A 17,077-nucleotide genomic window follows, 5' to 3' on the forward strand; every position below is an offset into this window, starting at 1 on the left:
CTCCGATACCGGATCCGGGACGGCGTACGGATAGCGCGCGGAAACGAACACGACGGGCCGCCGGATTCGGCGACCGGTTCCCCTTTACGATGGGTGGCCACCGCCGTGCCTCGCACTGCGCGCACCGCGACAGCGACGACCGGACCCACGAAACCGACAAAGGACCCTTACGTGAACATCCGCTCCCTCACTCGAGGCGACGGCGTGGTGATCGGAGCAGCGGTGTTGCTGTTCATCGCCTCGTTCCTCCCTTCCACCGGCGGCCAGGACTGCTCCGGACCGCTCGCCAAGTACTGCGAAGCCCAGAGCTACAGCAGCATCAACGCCTGGGACTCGGTGGCGGCTCTGATGAGCGTGTACCTGGCGGGTGTGATCGGCGCGGCGATCATCGTCGTCAGCCGTGCGCTGCCGCAGCAGCAGGTGCGCAAGGTCGCCGGTCTGGACCTCGGCCAGTTCGGTGTCGCCCTCACCGTCTTCGTGGCGTGGACGGCGCTCTGGGTCCTCATCGGCGCCCCGAGCGCCGGCGCGGGCCAGATCATCGGCCTGATCGCCGCCCTGATCCTGGCCGGTGGCGCCGTCGCCACACCGCTCCTGCCGCCGCTCAAGGCCGCCCTGATCGGTGCCCCGAAGCCGCAGCCCGCCACCCCCTACGGGGCGGGCCCCAACCCGGGTTACGGCTACCCCGGCGCCCAGCAGCAGGCGAGCCAGGGCTACGGCTACCCGGGCGCCCAGCAGCAGCCCCAGGGCGGCCAGCAGGCGCACAGCCAGCAGGCGCCGGTGGACGCCACGGCCGGCGGCCCGGCGGGCGCCACCGCGGCGGCCGGTGCCCCGGCGGAATTCGCGCCGTTCTGGTTCGCGGTGCCCGTCGCGCGCCCGCTGTACGGCGAGGACGGCGCCCCGGCGCCGATCGCCGAACTGGCGCCCGGCACCTGGTACCTGGCGGTGGAGCAGCGCGGTGCGGCTCTGATCGCGCAGACCCAGGACGGCCGGCGCGGCGTCCTCCAGGACACCACCGGTATCCAGCGCGGCTGACGCCGGACGCACAGCGGTCCTTTCGCGGCCCCTCGCCCCTGTGGGCGGGGGGCCGTTGCGCTGCCGGCGGCCGGGCCGTACAGTTCCCCGACACTGATCTGACGTGACGTCAGATTTGCAGGGGTCACCGTCCGCCGGAGAGGGGCGATCGGTATGCGACTCGGACTGGCACTGGGCTACTGGGGCCGCGGCCCGGACCCCCGGCACCTCGAACTCGCCCGCGCGGCCGAGCGGCTGGGCTATGACTCGGTGTGGACCGCGGAGGCCTGGGGGTCGGACGCCTTCACCACGCTCACCTGGATCGCCGCCCACACCACCCGGATCAAACTGGGCACCGGGATCGCGCAGATGGCGGCCCGCACCCCCACCGCCACCGCGATGCACGCCCTCACCCTCGACCATCTCTCCGGCGGCCGGGTGCTGCTGGGCCTGGGGCTGTCCGGACCGCAGGTCGTCGAGGGGTGGTACGGCCGGCCGTTCCCCAGGAGCCCGCTGACCGCCACCCGCGAATACGTGGACGTGATCCGCCAAGTGCTGCGCCGGGAAGGGCCGGTGGAGTCGGACGGGGCCTTCCACCCGCACCCCTACCGCGGCGCCGACGGCACCGGCCTGGGCAAACCGCTCAAGCCCATCACCCACCCGCTGCGCCCCGGACTCCCCCTCCTGCTCGGCGCGGAGGGGCCCAAGAACATCGCCCAGACGACCCGGATCGCCGACGGCTGGCTGCCGCTGTACTGGTCGCCACAGCGCACCGACGTCTACCAGGCGTCCCTGTCCGAAGCCCCGGACGGCTTTCTCATCGCCCCCATGGCCCGCGCCGTGGTGTGCGACGACCTCGCCGAGGGGCTGCTTCCGGTGAAGGCGATGCTCGGCTTCTACATCGGCGGGATGGGGCACGCGGCCCGGAACTTCCACGCCGACCTGATGGCCAGGATGGGCTTCGAGGAGGAGGCCCGCCGGGTGCAGCAGCTCTTCCTCGAAGGCCGCAGACAGGAGGCGGTGCAGGCCGTTCCGGACGCCTTCGCCGACGAGATCTCGCTGGTCGGGCCGCGCGAACGGATCGCGGAGCGGCTGGAGTTGTGGCGCTCAGGACCGGTCACCGACCTGCTGGTCACCGCCCCCGATCCGGACACCCTACGGGTCCTGGCCGAGCTCAACTCCTGACGGCCGCGGGCGGCTCACTGGAACGAGGCCCACTCCAGCCACCCATCGAGCAGTGCGCGCTCGCCCAGCACCTCGACCCGGTCGCCGTCGGCGGGCAGCCTGCGGTAGAGCACCGCGAGGAGGTCGGTGAGCGGGCCGCGCACCGCGACCGCGGCCTTCTCGTGGGCGCGGCGGTGGACGAGCCGCTCGCCGGTGAGGTCCACGAGCCACTCGGCGTTCAGCTCGGGCGGGGTGTCGGTGGCGTGGAAGTGCAGGGTGCGGCCGGGGCCGAAGAGCCGCTCGCCGCGCTCCGCGGGGTCCGCCGTGACCTCGGGCAGGGCGCACAACTGGAGCCATTCCTCCAGGCAGTCGGCGGCGACCTCGGGCGGGACGTCGAAGGCCGCCCCGGCGGTGAGTGCGGCGTCGGCACGGTGAATGACGGTCTCGTGGGTCATCCGGCGGGCCCAGAAGCCGGCCCGCTGCACCGGCGACCAGGTCCACACCTCGGTGTCGGGGCCGGCCTCGCGCAGCGCCGCCACGGCCTGTTCCACCCCGGCCGCGAGCCAGGCGTCCAGCGCCGCCGCGTCGTCGCCCTCGGGCCCGTCCCCCTCGGGGATGTCGTCCTCGTCGATGTCCGTGGCGGACCGGGTGGCGACGAGGGTGCCGGCCCAGCGGTGTGCGCCGCCCACGTGCCGAGCGAGGTCGCCCAGCGTCCAGTCGGGGCAGGTGGGCACGGTCGCGGACAGGTCGGCATCGCGCAGTATCTCCCGGAACTTCGTGGTCTCGTCCAGGAGATGGGTGCAGTAGGCGTCATGGCTGAGTGAGCCGTGGAGAGTCATGCGGCGCACAGTAGCGGCGGTTCCCCGGCCCGGCCTCCGCATTTTCGCGCGGAGGCGGGGCTTCGGGCGGGGGCTTCCGGCGGGCGCCGTCGGGTGGCCCGTACGGGATGGTCCGTACGGGCCGCGGGACCACCGGCAGCAGCCCTTACGGGACGGCTGCCGATGCCCGGCCGGGTGCGCTGACGGGCGCCGGCCTACCGGCAGCAGTCCGGATCGAGCCCCGTCGGCAGATACTCGCCCCCGAAGACCGTGGTGGTGGCCTCGTCGCCGCCCAGGGCGGCCACCGCGAGCAGCAGCGAACCGGCGGTCCAGGAGGTGCGTTCCTCTGGCCAGATCGCGTCGTCGTCGAAGACGTAGCCGGTCCAGTACATCCCGTCCTCGGCGCGGAGGTGCTGCATCCACTTGAGGATCTGTACGGCCCGCTCGGACTCCCCCATCGCCCACAGGGCGAGCGCCAGTTCCGCGCTCTCGCCGCCGGTGACCCAGGGGTTGGGCAGCACACAGCGCACGCCCAGACCGGGCACGACGAACCGCTCCCAGTCCGCGTCGATGCGCTCACGGGCCTGCGCGCCGCGGACCGCGCCGCCGAGGATCGGGTAGTACCAGTCCATGGAGTAGCGGGACTTGTCCAGGAACCGCTCGGGGTGGCTGCGTATCGCATGACCGAGGCGGCCGACGGCCAGCTCCCAGTCGGGCTGCGGCTCCTCGCGCTGCTCGGCGAGCGCCAGCGCACAGCGCAGCGCCTGGTAGATGGAGGACGAGCCGGTCAGCAGCGCGTCGTTGACGGGCGTGCCGTCGTCCTCACGCTTCCAGCCGATCTCGCCGCCGGGCTGCTGGAGCTCCAGGACGTACTCGATCGCGGCATGCACCGCGGGCCACATGCGGTCGACGAAGGTCTCGTCGCCGGTGGACAGGAAGTGGTGCCAGACGCCGACCGCCAGATAGGCGCAGAAGTTGGTCTCCCGGCCACGGTCGGTGGGCGCTTCGGCGTCGCCGTCGGCGTAGGCCGCGTACCAGGACCCGTCCGGGTTCTGATGCCGCGCCAGCCAGTCGTACGCGGCCTCGGCGCGCTCGTGTTCGCCGGCCGCGTCCAGGGCCATGGCGGCCTCGGTGTGGTCCCACGGATCGAGGTGGTGGCCCCGGAACCAGGGGATCGCGCCATCCGTCCGCTGGGTCGCCAGGATGCCGGCCACCGTGTGGGCGGCCTGCTCGGCGGTGAGCACCCCCGGCAGAACGAGGCGTTCGGTACGCCCGGGACTTGTCACTTGGCGGCCCCGGAGGAGCGCTTGGCGGCGGTCTTGGCGCCGGACTTGGCGAGGGCCTTCGCGGGGGCCTTGGCCCCGGACTTGGTGCCCGGTGCGGCCTTGCGGGCCTTCGCGGCGGTTCCGGCCACCGGCTCGGCGGCCGGGGTGGCGGGGGCGGCGGTCTCGCCCGCCTCGGCCGCGGCCGGCTCGGCGGCGGCCGCCTCTGGCAGATGCGGCTTCGTGGCGTAGACGACGAAGCTCTTGCCGATGACGGGGTTCAGCGCCCGCTCGGCGAGCCGGGTGGCCAGCGGCTTCTTCATGATGTCCCAGACCAGCAGCTTGTGGTACGCCTGCACCGGCAGCGCCTTGTCGTTGTCCACCCCGAAGGCGCACTTCAGCCACCAGTAGGGGCTGTGCAGCCCGTGCGCGTGGTGCGTGCCGTACGGCTCCAGACCGGCCTCCCGCATCTTGCCCAGCAGCTCGTCGCCGCGGTAGATGCGGATATGGCCGCCCTCGACCTCGTGGTAGGCGTCGCTGAGCGTCCAGCAGACCTTCTCGGGGCCGTAACGGGGCACGGTGACCGCGATCCGGCCGCCGGGGCGCAGCACCCGGACCATCTCGGCGAGCACACCCTTGTCGTCCGGGATGTGCTCCATCACCTCGGAGATGATCACGACATCGAAACTGTCGTCGGGGAACGGCAGGTTGAGCGCATCGCCTTCCATGGCGGTGGCGGAGGCGCCCGCCGGGGCCTCACCGGCCTCCTCCATCGCGGCGAACCACTTGGCGACCTCGCGGATCTCCTCGCCGTTCTGGTCGAGGGCGACGACCTGCGCGCCGCGCCGGTAGCACTCGAAGGCATGCCGGCCGGCGCCGCACCCCAGGTCGAGCACACGGTCGCCCGGAGCGAGCGGGAAGCGGGAAAAGTCGACGGTCAGCACGGCGTTCTGCTTTCGTCCGGCGGTTGGTGGCGGTGATGGCTGCGGAAGGAGGTACGGGCCGGTCGGGCCACTAGGCGTGCCCGGCGGCACTCGGCGCGGTCGCGGTGCCGGACGCCGCCCCGGGGAGGGTGCGGGCGCCGGCCCGGCCTCTCTGGAGTGCGATGGCCTCGCGGTAGCGCTCGGCGGTGCCGAGGGCGGCCTGCCGCCAGGTGAAGCGGGCCAGCACCCGCTCCCGTCCGGCCGCGCCGAGCCGGCGGCGCAGCGTCTCGTCGCCCAGGAGGCGGAGCAGTCCGCCCGCCAGCGCATCCGCGTCGCCCGGGGGCACCGCGAGACAGGTCTCGCCGTCCGGGCCGGCGACCTCGGGGATGGCGCCGCCGGTGGTGGCCAGCAACGGCGTGCCGGTGGCCATCGCTTCGGCGGCGGGCAGCGAGAAGCCCTCGTAGAGGGAGGGGACACAGGCGATCTGGGCGCTGCGCACCAGGTCGACGAGTTCGGCGTCGCTGATGCCCTTGACGAACTCGATGGCACCGGACAGACCGAGCCGCTCGATGGCGGCGGCGACCGGCCCGTCGTCGGCACGCTTGCCGACGACCACCAGATGCGCGTCGGGCTGTTCGGTGCGCACCTTGGCGAGCGCCTCGACGAGGTGGATCAGCCCCTTGAGGGGGACATCCGCGCTGGAGGTGGTGACGATCCGGCCGGGCACCTCGGGCACCGAGGCATCCGGTGAGAACAGGTCGGTGTCGGCGCCGATATGCACCACATGGATCCGGTCGGCGGCCACCCCGAGGTCATCGACGATCTCCTGGCGGGAGGAGCCGGAGACGGTCAGCACGGACGGCAGCCGGCGGGCGACGCGCTTCTGCATCCGGGTGAAGCCGTACCAGCGGCGGACGGAGGCCCGGCGCTTCCAGCCGCCGGCGGCCGCCAGGTCGAGCCGCCGGTCGACGGTGATGGGGTGGTGGATGGTGGTGACCAGCGGGGCGCCGAGGGCGCCGGGGCCGCCGAGCAGGCCGTAGCCGAGGGTCTGGTTGTCGTGGACGACATCGAACTGGCCGCTGCGGGCAGCGAGATGGCGCCGGGCCCGCAGCGAGAACGTCAGCGGCTCCGGAAAGCCGCCGGCCCACATCGTGCCGACCTCGAGGGCGTCGATCCAGTCGCGGTACTCGCCGCGCTTCGGCGTACGGAACGGGTCCGGCTGACGGTAGAGGTCCAGGCTGGGCAGCTCGGTCAGGGTCACCCCGTCGTCGACGACGGGGTAGGGCTGGGCGCCGATGACCTCGACGGAGTGGCCGAGGCGGGCCAGTTCGCGGGAGAGGTGCCGTACGTAGACGCCCTGTCCGCCGCAGAACGGGTTCCCCTTATACGTGAGCATCGCGATCCGCAGGGGACGCTCGCCGTTCGTCGGGGCGGAGGCCGGGGAGCCCTCTGCGGGGCGAGGCGCGGCTGCCTGGACGGCCTCTGCGGTCACGCTCGGCCCCCTTCTCACTGGACTTTCGCCGGAGCGTAACCGCTGGCGGTAATCTAGAACAAGTTTCAGAACTGATTGGCTACTGATCAGTTCACCGAGCTTCGAATCTACCGGCCGAGAACGAAGCGAAAAGAGCCACACCAGGTGATTCGCGCCACCACCCGCCCCCCTGCCATGCTGTGCCGAGCACACCACCGGCACTCGCCGCATCGCGGACGGAATGCCACGGAATGGGAAATATGACTACGGAATCCAAGGCGGCCAGACCGACCCTTCCCGCGAGTCCTCCCCTGACCGAGCGTCAGGAGGCCCGGCGCCGCCGCATCCTGCACACCAGCGCCAAGCTGGCGTCCCGTGGTGGCTTCGACGCCGTGCAGATGCGCGAGGTCGCCGAGTCCTCGGGCGTCGCGCTCGGCACCCTCTACCGCTACTTCCCCTCCAAGGTGCATCTGCTGGTCGCCACCATGCAGGACCAGCTGCAGCACATGCACGAAACGCTGCGCAAGCGCCCGCCGTCGGAGCAGGATCCGGGCGCACGGGTGGCCCAGACCCTGATGAGGGCGTTCCGCGCACTCCAGCGCGAGCCGCATCTCGCGGACGCGATGGTGCGCGCACTGACCTTCGCGGACCGCTCCGTCAGCCCCGAGGTGGACACCGTCTCCCGGCTGACCACCGCGATCATCCTCGACGCGATGGGCCTGGACGGCCCCGCCACCCCCGAGCAGCTCTCCGCGGTCCGCGTCATCGAGCACACCTGGCACTCGGCCCTGATCACCTGGCTCTCGGGCCGCGCCTCGATCGCCCAGGTGAAGATAGACATCGAGACGGTCTGCCGCCTGATCGAGGTCACTTCGGGGGAACGGGGACGCTGAGGGCGGGGGCGGGGGGCCGCGTGCCACCCCGTCGGCCCGCGCGCACCCCGCCTTGTCGGGCCCGCGCGCGTTAACCCCGCCTTTGCCGTGGGTAGTTGGCCCGCAAGGGGCCCACCGGACCCCTACGGGACTCCGCCCCACGCCCCCTACGGGCCCCGGCCACGTGGCTCCCGCCCCGCGCCCCGGCTCGCCTCTCCCCGGCCGTGCCGCCCTCGCTCACTCCTCCGGTGGGAACACCGCCTCGCCGCTGTCGGCCACGGTGAGGGTGATCGCTTCCACGGGGCACCCCTCGGCCGCGGCCAGCACGCTCTCGGCGGCGTCCGTCTCCGGTGCCGCCGGATGCGACTGCCGCGCCGAGTCGAGGCGGAAGCCGTCCGGCGCGGCCGCGGCGCACATCCCCGACCCGATGCAGACGTTCCGGTCCACCACCACCTGCCAGCGGTCCCCCATCAGGCACCCGCCGGCAGATGGATCATCTTGTGCTCCAGGTATTCGCCGAAGCCCTCGGGCCCGAACTCCCGCCCGATGCCGGAGTTCTTGTAGCCGCCGAACGGGCCGAGCATGTCGATGCTGAAGGTGTTCACCGAGTACGTGCCGGTGCGCACCTGCCGGGCGATCTCGATGCCGTGGTCGACGTCGGCCGTCCACACCGAGCCGGAGAGCCCGTAGTCGGAGTCGTTGGCGATCCGCACCGCCTCCGCCTCGTCGTCGTACGGCAGCAGACAGATGACCGGGCCGAAGATCTCCTCACGGGCGATCCGCATGGAGTTGGCGACCTCGCCGAAGAGGGTCGGCTCGACGTACCAGCCGGTGGTCTGCCCCTTGGGGCGGCCGCCGCCGGTCAGCACCTTGGCGCCCTCCTGCTGTCCGAGCGCGATGTAGTCCAGCGAGCGCTGCTGCTGACGGCGGGCGACCAGCGGGCCGATTTCGGTGGCCGGATCCAGCGGGTCGCCGACGGTGAGCGCCGAGGCGGCCGCGGTGAACCGCTCGGCGATCTCGTCGTAGTGGCTGCGCGGGGCGAGGATCCGCGTCTGGGCCACACACGCCTGGCCGTTGATCATCCAGGCGAACGGCACGATGCCGGCCACCGCCGCGTCCAGATCCGCGTCCGGCAGGATCACCGCCGCGGACTTGCCGCCGAGCTCCAGCGTGACCCGGCTGAGGTTGCGGGCCGCGACCTCCATGACCCGCTTGCCGGCCGCCACCGAGCCGGTGAACGACACCTTGTCCACGCCGGGGTGCCCGACCAGGTACTCGCTCACCTCGCGGTCCGCCGGCAGGATCGACAGCACCCCCGCCGGCAGCCCGGCCTCCGTCGCGATCTCCGCGAGCAGATACGCGTCCAGCGGGGTCTCGGGTGACACCTTCAGCACCACCGAGCAGCCGGCCAGCAGCGCCGGCGCGAGCTTGGCGGCGGCGGTGAACTGCGGGACGTTCCACGGCACCACGGCCGCGACCACCCCGACCGGTTCCCGCCGCACCAGCAGCGGGCCCAGCACCCCGCCCCGCCGCTCCTCGAACGGGAAGTCGCGGGCCACCGTGAGCGCCGCGTCCCACACCAGCATCGCGGCCAGCGACTGCACCATGACGCCGGAGGTGAACGGGGTGCCGTTCTCCGCGCTGATGACCTTGGCGATCTCCTCGCTGCGGGCCGCGAAGGCGTCCTTGATACGGGTCACCACCGCGATCCGGTCCGCCAGCGGGGCGTTGGCCCACACCCCGGACGCGAAGGACGTACGGGCCGCGGCCACCGCACGGTCGACATCGGCCCGCGAGGCGTGCGGCACCCGGCCGATGACCTGTTCGGTGTGCGGCGAGACGACCTCGATCGTGTCCCGGCCGGCCGGATCGGCCCACTCTCCGCCTATGTAGAGCTTTCCGTGCTCGACGAGGTCGCTCATCGCTGCCGCCTCCCGCGGGTCGGCCGCCTGTTCCGGCGGTCCCTGCCGGTTCACTGTCGTTGCCGGTTCGCTGACGCTGCTGGTTCGCTGTCGTTGTCGAGGTGCCTCGGGCGCACTTGTTGACGAGGCATCAGGCCACTCACCTCAGGAACTGATACCAGTTCTAGTTGGAGGAGTCCACGGCGCCGACCGAATCCCAACTCGCCCTGTCGGAAGGGGCACTTCAAGCCGCTTTGAAACCAGTTCTAGTTATAGTGAGGCCGGGTACCGGGTGTATGCCACACCGAGAGGGGACCGGGATGACCGCGCAGGTGACCGACCACAAGGGCGGGGTGTGGAGCATCGCTGTCCCCATCCCGGACAACCCGCTCGGCCACACCCTCGTCCACCTCCTGGAGACCGACCGCGGGCCGGTGCTCATCGACACCGGCTGGGACGACCCGGACTCCTGGGACACCCTCGTCGCCGGCGTCACCGCCTGCGGCTTCGCCCTCACCGACCTCCACGGCGTCCTGATCACCCACCACCACCCCGACCACCACGGCCTGTCCGCCAAGGTCCGGGAGGCCTCCGGCGCCTGGATCGCGATGCACGCCGCCGACACCGCGGTGGTCCGCCGCACCCGCGCGGCCGAACCGGGCCAGTGGCTCGACTACCTCCTCGCCAAACTCACGGCGGCGGGCGCACCGGACGACCATCTGGCGCCGCTGCGGAAGGCCCGCGCCACAGGGAACGGCCGGAAACCACCCGGCCGACGGGCCGCGCTGCCGGACCGCGGCATCGACCCCGGCGAACTGCTCGACCTGCCGGGACGCCGGGTACGCGCCATCTGGACGCCCGGCCACACCCCCGGCCATGTGTGCCTCCACCTGGAGGAGGAGCACCCCTCGGCGCGGAAGCCCGGCTTCGGCCGGCTGTTCTCCGGCGACCACCTCCTGCCCGGCATCACCCCGCACATCGGCCTGTACGAAGCTCCGGACGCGGAGGGGAGCCCGCCCGGCCCGCACGGCCCGCACGGTATGGAGAGCTCCGGGGAGGACGCCGACCCCTTGGGCGACTACCTCGACTCCCTCGAACGCGTCGGCCGGCTCGGCCCCGCCGAAGTGCTGCCCGCCCACCAGCACGCCTTCACCGACGCGGGCGGCCGGGTGCGCGACCTCATCGCCCACCACGAAGAGCGGCTGGCCCAGCTCAGGGCCCTGCTCCAGGAGCCGCGCACCGTCTGGGAGCTCGCCGTGGCCATGGAGTGGAACCGCCCGTGGGAGCAGATCCCTTACGGCTCTCGCAACATCGCCGTCTCGGAGGCCGAGGCCCATTTGCGCCGCCTGGTGAAGCAGGGGCGGGCGGAGTGGGTGCCGGGGTCGGATCCGGTGCGGTATCAGGCGGTGTGAGGGGCGGGCCTCTCGTCTTGCCGCTGTCCCGTACCCGGCTCGCGCGCCGCTCCGCCCCGGCTCGTGCCGGATTTCGTCGGCTCGTACGTGCGAGCGAGCGCCCGTCGGGTGCCGGTTAAGGTGTGCGGGACAACTTCATCCGTACCCGATCGGGGGAAGCCGGTGGAAATCCGGCGCTGACCCGCAACCGTGAGGACGGCCCGCCCGTACCGCGCCGACTGGCCGGCAGGACGGCCGTACGAGCCGGAGCACCCGAGGGGGCACGACCAAGGCTCCCGCCACCGGAACCGTCCGCCGCACGGACGGCCGGTGCGCGGCACCGTCGAGGTATACGGAGCTGAGCCCGGTGCCACCGCGTCCGCGATCCAAAGGGATCGTCGCGCGGGCGGTCGGCCGAGCGCGGCTGCGTACATCGCCGCGACCCGACCCGAGAGGCACCGACCCGATGGCTCCCATGGCTTCCATGGCTCACCAGGCCCCCCTGACGCACCCCGTCGCCTTCCTGGCACGCCGCGCCGCCACGGCGCTGGCAGCCGCGGCGGTGCTGGGCGCGGCCGCTGCCCCCGCCGCGTACGCCGACGCCGCCGCCCCGTCCGCGTCCCCCAAGAAGCTGCCGGACGGCCTGTACGGCACCAAGGACCCGCAGTACGACGGGGTGTGGCGGCAGTCGCTCGCGCTGCTGGCGCAGGACACCGTGGGGGTGCGGCCGGCCGCGTCCGGCGTGCGCTGGCTGGTCGGGCAGCAGTGCGCCGACGGCGCGTTCACCGCCTTCCGCGCCGAGCCCGGCAAGCCCTGTGACGCCAAGACCATGCGGGACACCAACCAGACGGCCGCCGCGGTGCAGGCGCTGGCCGCGCTCGGCGGGCACAGCGACACCGTGAAGAAGGCCGTCGGCTGGCTGAAGTCGGTGCAGAACGATGACGGCGGCTGGAGCTCGATGCCCGGTTCGCCCAGCGACGCCAACTCCACGTCCGTGGTCATCGGCGCACTCGCGGCGGCGGGCGAGAAGCCGCAGTCGGTGACCTCGAAGAAGGGCGACAAGACCCCGTACGACGGGCTGCTCACCTTCCAGCTGGGCTGCGACGCGAAGGAGGGCGAGCGCGGCGCGTTCACCTTCCAGCTCAAGGGCGCCGCCCCGAACGCCGACGCCACCGCGGCGGCCGCGACCGGAGCGCTCGGCAAGGGCTTCGTCGTCGCGCCCGCGGACCAGCGGGCAGACACCCTGGTCAAGCCGCTGAGCTGCAAGGACGGCGGGGACGCGAAGAAGGACGATCCGGAGCGGGCCGCGTCGGGCGGCAGCGCCTACCTCGTCGCGCAGCTCGACAAGAACGGACAGCATCTGCTCTCCGCGATGCCGGGCGCCGAGAAGCAGCCCGATGTCGGCAACACCGCCGACGCCGTGGTGGCGCTGGCGGCCGGCGGGCACGGTGCCGCTGCCGCGAAGCCGCTGAAGTGGCTGGAGAAGAACGCCACGGACTGGGCCAAGCAGAACGGGCCCGCCGCCTACGCCCAGCTGGTGCTGGCCGCGCACGCCACCGGCACCGACCCGCGTTCCTTCGGCGGCACCGACCTGGTGGCCGCGCTCAACGCCACCGGCCCCAAGCCGGCCGCCGCGGCGCAGAAGGACACCGGGGACGCCGACGACGCCGCGGGCGGTGGCGGCATCGGGGTGTGGTGGGTCATCGGCGTCGGCCTCGCCATCGGCGCCGGTATCGGGTTCCTGCTGAGCAGCCGTAAGAAGAATCAGCTCTGATGCGGCGTACCAGGATCGCCGGCGCCGTGCTGCTGGCCGGTACGGTCACCGGCCTGGCCGCCGGGCCCGCGCAGGCGCAGGAGTACCGCTACTGGTCGTTCTGGGACGGCAAGGGCGGCTCCTGGGCGTATGCCACCGAGGGGCCGGCCACCCAGCGGCCGGCCGACGGCGCGGTCGAGGGCTTCCGCTTCACCGTCGGCGCGGACTCCGCCGGGGCGGGCAAGCCGCGCCCGGCCGCCGACTTCGACGCGATCTGCCGCGACACCCCCGCCAAGGACGGCCGCAAGCGGATCGGCCTCGTGCTGGACTTCGGCACCGCGGCGGACGCGCCCGGCGGCGAGCGGCCGCCGAAGGCCAGGACGGAGTGTGCGCAGGTGCCGGAGGACGCCTCGGCGGGCGAGGCGCTGGCGGCGGTCGCCCGGCCGCTGCGCTATGACGCCAACGCCCTGCTGTGTGCCATCGGCGGCTATCCGAAGGCGGGATGCGCGGACGCGGTGAACGGGTCGAAGGACGGGGCGAAGGGGTCCGGGTCCTCCGCTGCGCCGTCCTCGGGAGCGGCGGAGGACCGTGCCGACGGGGACGACGGGGGCAGTGGAAGCGGTGACGGCGGGCCGTCCGCCGGGCTGCTCGGCGGGGCCGCGGCCGTCGTCGCCCTGGGTGCGGCGGCGGTGTGGCAGGCACGCCGCCGACGCGGATGAGCGCCCCGCAGGCGACCCGTACCACCGCGCTGCACGCCGGCGCCTGGTGGCTGTGGGCGCTGGGCCTGGCCACCGGGGCCTCCCGCACCACCGATCCGCTGCTGCTGGGGCTGCTGGTGGGGGTGGCCGGGTATGTCGTCGCGGCGCGTCGTACGGACGCGCCGTGGGCCCGCTCGTACGGTGCGTTCGTCAAGCTCGGGCTGGTCGTGATCGTCATCCGGCTGGTCTTCGCCTTCTTCCTCGGCTCGCCGATCCCCGGTACCCACACCCTCGTCACGTTGCCCGAAGTGCCGCTGCCGGACTGGGCGAAGGGCGTCCGGATCGGCGGCCGGGTCACCGCGGAGGGCATGATCTTCGCCCTGTACGACGGACTCAAACTGGCCACTCTCCTCATCTGTGTGGGCGCCGCCAATGCGCTCGCCAACCCGGCCCGGCTCCTGAAGTCCCTGCCCGGTGCGCTCTATGAGGCGGGCGTCGCGGTCGTCGTGGCGATGACCTTCGCCCCGAACCTCGTCGCCGACGTCCAGCGGCTGCGCGCCGCCCGCCGGCTGCGCGGGCGCCCCGACCGCGGCTTCAAGGCGCTCCTCCAGGTCGGACTGCCGGTGTTGGAAGGCGCGCTGGAACGCTCGGTGGCGCTGGCCGCGGCCATGGACGCGCGCGGCTACGGCCGCAGCGCCCAAGTACCGCCCGCCGTACGCCACCTCACGTCCGTGCTCACCCTCGGCGGGCTGCTCGGCGTATGCGCGGGAACCTACGGCCTGTTGGGGGACACCGGTGGCGGCTACGGGCTGCCGCTGCTGCTCGCCGGGCTGACTGCGGCGCTCGCCGGGCTGTGGCTCGGTGGCCGCCGCTCGGTGCGCAGCCGCTACCGGCCCGAGCGCTGGGGCGCCCGCGCCTGGCTGGTCGCGGGCTCCGGCATGGCCGTCGCCGCCCTGATGATCTGGGCGAACGACTATGCGCCGGCCGCGCTGCATCCGCCCGCCGTCCCGCTCACCACCCCCGTTCTCCCCCTCTGGCCGGCCGCTTCCGTTCTCGTGGGGCTGCTGCCCGCGTTCGTCGCCCCGCTCCCGTCGAGCGCGGACCGGGCCGGGTCCCGTGCGGCGTCCGGTGCGCGCCGCCGTGCCTCTGATGTCGACCCGTGTACGAAGGAGCCCACCCCGTGATCCGGTTCGAGCAGGTCTCGGTCACCTACGGCGATGCCGCTGCGCCCGCCGTCCAGGGCGTCGACCTGACCGTCCCCGAGGGCGAACTGTGTCTCCTGGTCGGCCCCTCCGGCGTCGGCAAGTCCACCGTCCTGAACGCCGTCTGCGGCCTCGTCCCGCACTTCACCGGCGGCACCCTGCACGGCCGGGTCACCGTCGACGGCCGGGACACCCGCACCCACAAACCGCGCGAACTGGCTGATGTCGTCGGCACCGTGGGCCAGGACCCACTGGCGCACTTCGTCACGGACACCGTCGAGGACGAGCTCGCCTACGGTATGGAATCGCTCGGCCTCCCCCCTGAGGTGATGCGCCGCCGTGTCGAGGAGACCCTCGACCTGCTGGGTCTGGCCGAGCTGCGCGACCGCGCCATCACCACCCTCTCGGGCGGACAGATGCAGCGGGTGGCGATCGGTTCGGTCCTCACCACCCATCCCAAGGTCCTGGTCCTGGACGAGCCGACCTCCGCACTCGACCCCGCCGCCGCGGAAGAGGTGCTCTCCGTCCTCCAGCGGCTGGTCCATGACCTCGGCACCACGGTCCTGCTGGCCGAACACCGGCTGGAGCGCGTGGTCCAGTACGCCGACCAGGTCATCCTCCTTCCCTCACCGGGCGCGCCCCCGGTCATGGGCACCCCCGCCGACATCATGGCCGTCTCCCCCGTCCACCCCCCGGTCGTGGCCCTCGGCCGCCTCGCCGAGTGGTCCCCGCTCCCCCTCTCCGTCCGCGACGCCCGCCGCAAGGCCGCACCCCTGCGCGAGCAGCTGACCGGGGTCCCGCCGCAGGTGCCGGGGAGAAGCCCGAAGGCCGCGCCGGGAGCATCGGATGCTGCCGCGGAGGTCTCGGGGCTCGGTGTGCGTCGGGGGCGGGCCGAGGTGCTGCACGGCGTGGATCTGACCGTGCGGGGCGGCGAGACGGTCGCCCTGATGGGACGTAACGGTGCGGGGAAGTCCACCCTGCTCACCACCCTCGTCGGAATGCATCAGCCGTCATCCGGCACGGTGCGGGTCGGTGGCGCCGTCCCCCACCGCACCAGCCCCCGGGACCTCCTGCGGCATGTCGGTCTGGTCCCGCAGGAACCTCGTGACCTCCTCTACGCCGATACCGTCGCCGCCGAGTGCACCGCGGCCGACCAGGACGCGGGCGCCCCCGCCGACAGCTGCCGGGCTCTGGTCGCCCGGCTGCTGCCGGATGTCCCGGACTCCGTTCACCCCCGTGATCTGTCCGAGGGCCAGCGGCTCGCCCTCGCCCTCGCGGTCGTGCTGACCGCCCGTCCACCCCTGCTCCTTCTCGACGAGCCCACCCGCGGCCTGGACTACGCCGCCAAGGCCCGTCTGATCGAAGTGCTGCGCACTCTGGCTGCCGAGGGCCACGCCATCGTCCTGGCCACCCATGACGTGGAACTCGCCGCCGAACTGGCGCACCGCGTCGTCATCCTCGCCGACGGCGAGATCGTCGCCGACGGTCCCACCGACGAGGTCGTGGTCTCCTCTCCTTCCTTCGCGCCGCAGGTCGCCAAGGTCCTTGCCCCGCTGCCCTGGCTGACGGTTCCCCAGGTGGCCCGTGCCCTGGAGGCCCTCGCATGACCGTGCCCCCACCCCGCCCGGAGGGCCTCGGGCCGACCGCCAGCCCCGGCCGCCCCGGCGCCCGCCAGACCCGTGCCGTGCGGCTCGGTCCCCGCTCCATCGCCGCGCTGGCCCTGATCTCGGCCATCGGCGTGATGGCCTTCGGCTGGCCGCTGCTCGCCGACTCCGCCTCGGGGCTCGCCCATTCCAAGGACGCGCCCTGGCTGTTCGCCGCGCTGCTGCCGATGCTGCTTGCCGTTGTCGTGGCGACCATCGCCGACACCGGCCTGGACGCGAAGGCCATCGCCATGCTCGGTGTCCTGGCCGCGGCCGGGGCCGCGATGCGCCCGCTGGGCGCGGGGACCGCCGGTATCGAGCCGATGTTCTTCCTGATGGTGTTGTCGGGTCGGGTGCTCGGGCCCGGGTTCGGGTTCGTACTGGGTTCGGTGGCGATGTTCGCGTCGGCGCTGCTGACCGGCGGTGTCGGCCCGTGGATGCCGTTCCAGATGCTGACGATGGGGTGGGTGTCGATGGGTGCCGGCCTGCTGCCGGGGCCCGACCGGCTGCGCGGCCGCGGTGAACTCGCCGTGCTCGCCGCCTACGGAGCCGTCTCCGCCGTCCTCTACGGCCTGGTCATGAACCTCCAGGGCTGGCCCTATATCGGCGGGCTGACCTCAGGGGTCTCCTTCGTCCCCGGCGACCCGCTCGATCAGAACCTCGCCCGCTATCTCGCCTACTGCCTTGCCACCTCCCTCGGTTGGGACCTCCCCCGAGCCCTGGTCACCGTGATCCTCACCTGCACGCTCGGGGGCACCGTCCTCCGGGCGCTGCGCCGTGCCACCCGCCGCGCGGCCTTCGACGTCCCCGCCTCCTTCACTCCCGATCCACCCCGCGAAGCCGCCTCCCGGTGAGGTCGCCCCGGGTGAGGTGATCGGCTCCGGCCCCTGCCTCCCCTCTGCCCCGGCGCATGCTCACGCCCATGCCCCTGTCCCTGCCCTGCGCCTGGGGTGATCGTCAGTCGTCTC

General features: G+C 73.1%; 15 protein-coding genes and 1 riboswitch. Of the genes, 9 read left to right on the forward strand and 6 right to left on the reverse strand.

The genetic code is table 11. The features are described 5' to 3' along the window. The first annotated feature begins 171 nt into the window (after positions 1-171). Both QT196_RS12210 and QT196_RS12215 read left to right on the forward strand, forming a co-directional pair. On the forward strand, positions 172-1,032 hold the full coding sequence (locus tag QT196_RS12210; protein WP_168478878.1) for a DUF5336 domain-containing protein: 861 nt from the start codon (positions 172-174) through the stop codon (positions 1,030-1,032). A gap of 153 nt (positions 1,033-1,185) precedes the next feature. Further along, a complete protein-coding gene (locus QT196_RS12215; protein ID WP_168478879.1) occupies positions 1,186-2,196 on the forward strand; it encodes an LLM class F420-dependent oxidoreductase in 1,011 nt (336 codons plus the stop codon). A 14-nt stretch (positions 2,197-2,210) separates the two neighbouring features. On the opposite strand, the gene QT196_RS12220 is transcribed toward QT196_RS12215, so the two are convergent. The 4 genes from QT196_RS12220 to QT196_RS12235 all read right to left on the reverse strand — a co-directional run bounded on the left by QT196_RS12220 (position 2,211) and on the right by QT196_RS12235 (position 6,670). Continuing rightward, a complete protein-coding gene (locus tag QT196_RS12220; RefSeq protein WP_168478880.1) occupies positions 2,211-3,014 on the reverse strand; it encodes a maleylpyruvate isomerase family mycothiol-dependent enzyme in 804 nt (267 codons plus the stop codon). Positions 3,015-3,208: 194 nt separating this feature from the next. Next, entirely contained in the window at positions 3,209-4,279 is a 1,071-nt protein-coding gene (locus tag QT196_RS12225; protein WP_266730635.1) for a prenyltransferase/squalene oxidase repeat-containing protein, read from the reverse strand. Then, positions 4,276-5,199, reverse strand: a complete 924-nt coding sequence (locus QT196_RS12230) for a class I SAM-dependent methyltransferase (protein ID WP_290354887.1) — start codon at positions 5,197-5,199, stop codon at positions 4,276-4,278. The genes QT196_RS12225 and QT196_RS12230 overlap by 4 nt, the downstream gene beginning before the upstream one ends. A gap of 70 nt (positions 5,200-5,269) precedes the next feature. Beyond that, positions 5,270-6,670: a glycosyltransferase family 4 protein gene (locus tag QT196_RS12235; protein WP_290354888.1), complete on the reverse strand. Its 1,401-nt coding sequence runs from the start codon at positions 6,668-6,670 to the stop codon at positions 5,270-5,272. A 239-nt stretch (positions 6,671-6,909) separates the two neighbouring features. On the opposite strand from QT196_RS12235, the gene QT196_RS12240 reads away from it, so the two are divergent. Continuing rightward, a complete protein-coding gene (locus QT196_RS12240; protein WP_168478884.1) occupies positions 6,910-7,542 on the forward strand; it encodes a TetR family transcriptional regulator in 633 nt (210 codons plus the stop codon). 216 nt (positions 7,543-7,758) lie between these two features. On the opposite strand, the gene QT196_RS12245 is transcribed toward QT196_RS12240, so the two are convergent. Further along, complete coding sequence (locus tag QT196_RS12245) at positions 7,759-7,992, reverse strand: ferredoxin (protein ID WP_168478885.1); 234 nt, start codon at positions 7,990-7,992, stop codon at positions 7,759-7,761. After that, the gene (locus tag QT196_RS12250) at positions 7,992-9,443 is read right to left on the reverse strand and encodes an aldehyde dehydrogenase (RefSeq protein ID WP_290354889.1); all 1,452 of its coding nucleotides are present in this window, start codon (positions 9,441-9,443) and stop codon (positions 7,992-7,994) included. The genes QT196_RS12245 and QT196_RS12250 overlap by 1 nt, the downstream gene beginning before the upstream one ends. A 299-nt stretch (positions 9,444-9,742) precedes the next feature. Between QT196_RS12250 and QT196_RS12255 the strand changes: the two genes are divergently transcribed. The 6 genes from QT196_RS12255 (at position 9,743) to QT196_RS12280 (ending at position 16,963) form a co-directional block, all read left to right on the forward strand. After that, positions 9,743-10,834: an MBL fold metallo-hydrolase gene (locus QT196_RS12255; RefSeq protein WP_290354890.1), complete on the forward strand. Its 1,092-nt coding sequence runs from the start codon at positions 9,743-9,745 to the stop codon at positions 10,832-10,834. A gap of 115 nt (positions 10,835-10,949) precedes the next feature. Then, a riboswitch (cobalamin riboswitch) is annotated at positions 10,950-11,109 on the forward strand. 188 nt (positions 11,110-11,297) lie between these two features. Further along, positions 11,298-12,587, forward strand: coding sequence for a prenyltransferase/squalene oxidase repeat-containing protein (locus QT196_RS12260; protein ID WP_266730643.1), 1,290 nt, complete (start codon positions 11,298-11,300; stop codon positions 12,585-12,587). Beyond that, positions 12,587-13,285: an SCO2322 family protein gene (locus tag QT196_RS12265; RefSeq protein WP_168478889.1), complete on the forward strand. Its 699-nt coding sequence runs from the start codon at positions 12,587-12,589 to the stop codon at positions 13,283-13,285. The genes QT196_RS12260 and QT196_RS12265 overlap by 1 nt, the downstream gene beginning before the upstream one ends. Next, the gene (locus QT196_RS12270; protein ID WP_290354891.1) at positions 13,282-14,448 is read left to right on the forward strand and encodes a CbiQ family ECF transporter T component; all 1,167 of its coding nucleotides are present in this window, start codon (positions 13,282-13,284) and stop codon (positions 14,446-14,448) included. The genes QT196_RS12265 and QT196_RS12270 overlap by 4 nt, the downstream gene beginning before the upstream one ends. Further along, a complete protein-coding gene (locus QT196_RS12275) occupies positions 14,445-16,073 on the forward strand; it encodes an ABC transporter ATP-binding protein (protein ID WP_290354892.1) in 1,629 nt (542 codons plus the stop codon). Before QT196_RS12270 ends, QT196_RS12275 begins: the two co-directional genes overlap by 4 nt. Further along, entirely contained in the window at positions 16,070-16,963 is an 894-nt protein-coding gene (locus tag QT196_RS12280; protein ID WP_290354893.1) for an ECF transporter S component, read from the forward strand. The genes QT196_RS12275 and QT196_RS12280 overlap by 4 nt, the downstream gene beginning before the upstream one ends. Positions 16,964-17,077 lie beyond the last annotated feature (114 nt).

It is taken from the genome of Streptomyces sp. P9-2B-2 (genome assembly GCF_030406865.1).
Classification (GTDB): Bacteria; Actinomycetota; Actinomycetes; order Streptomycetales; family Streptomycetaceae; genus Streptomyces; species Streptomyces platensis.

Bases quoted from the DNA above. Each gene is read 5' to 3' on its own strand.
- QT196_RS12215 (WP_168478879.1), top strand. From the start codon at position 1,186: ATGCGACTCGGACTGGCACTGGGCTACTGGGGCCGCGGCCCGGACCCC.
- QT196_RS12220 (WP_168478880.1), bottom strand. From the start codon at position 3,014: ATGACTCTCCACGGCTCACTCAGCCATGACGCCTACTGCACCCATCTC.
- QT196_RS12240 (WP_168478884.1), top strand. From the start codon at position 6,910: ATGACTACGGAATCCAAGGCGGCCAGACCGACCCTTCCCGCGAGTCCT.
- QT196_RS12245 (WP_168478885.1), bottom strand. From the start codon at position 7,992: ATGGGGGACCGCTGGCAGGTGGTGGTGGACCGGAACGTCTGCATCGGG.
- QT196_RS12250 (WP_290354889.1), bottom strand. From the start codon at position 9,443: ATGAGCGACCTCGTCGAGCACGGAAAGCTCTACATAGGCGGAGAGTGG.
- QT196_RS12255 (WP_290354890.1), top strand. From the start codon at position 9,743: ATGACCGCGCAGGTGACCGACCACAAGGGCGGGGTGTGGAGCATCGCT.
- QT196_RS12260 (WP_266730643.1), top strand. From the start codon at position 11,298: ATGGCTCACCAGGCCCCCCTGACGCACCCCGTCGCCTTCCTGGCACGC.
- QT196_RS12265 (WP_168478889.1), top strand. From the start codon at position 12,587: ATGCGGCGTACCAGGATCGCCGGCGCCGTGCTGCTGGCCGGTACGGTC.
- QT196_RS12270 (WP_290354891.1), top strand. From the start codon at position 13,282: ATGAGCGCCCCGCAGGCGACCCGTACCACCGCGCTGCACGCCGGCGCC.
- QT196_RS12280 (WP_290354893.1), top strand. From the start codon at position 16,070: ATGACCGTGCCCCCACCCCGCCCGGAGGGCCTCGGGCCGACCGCCAGC.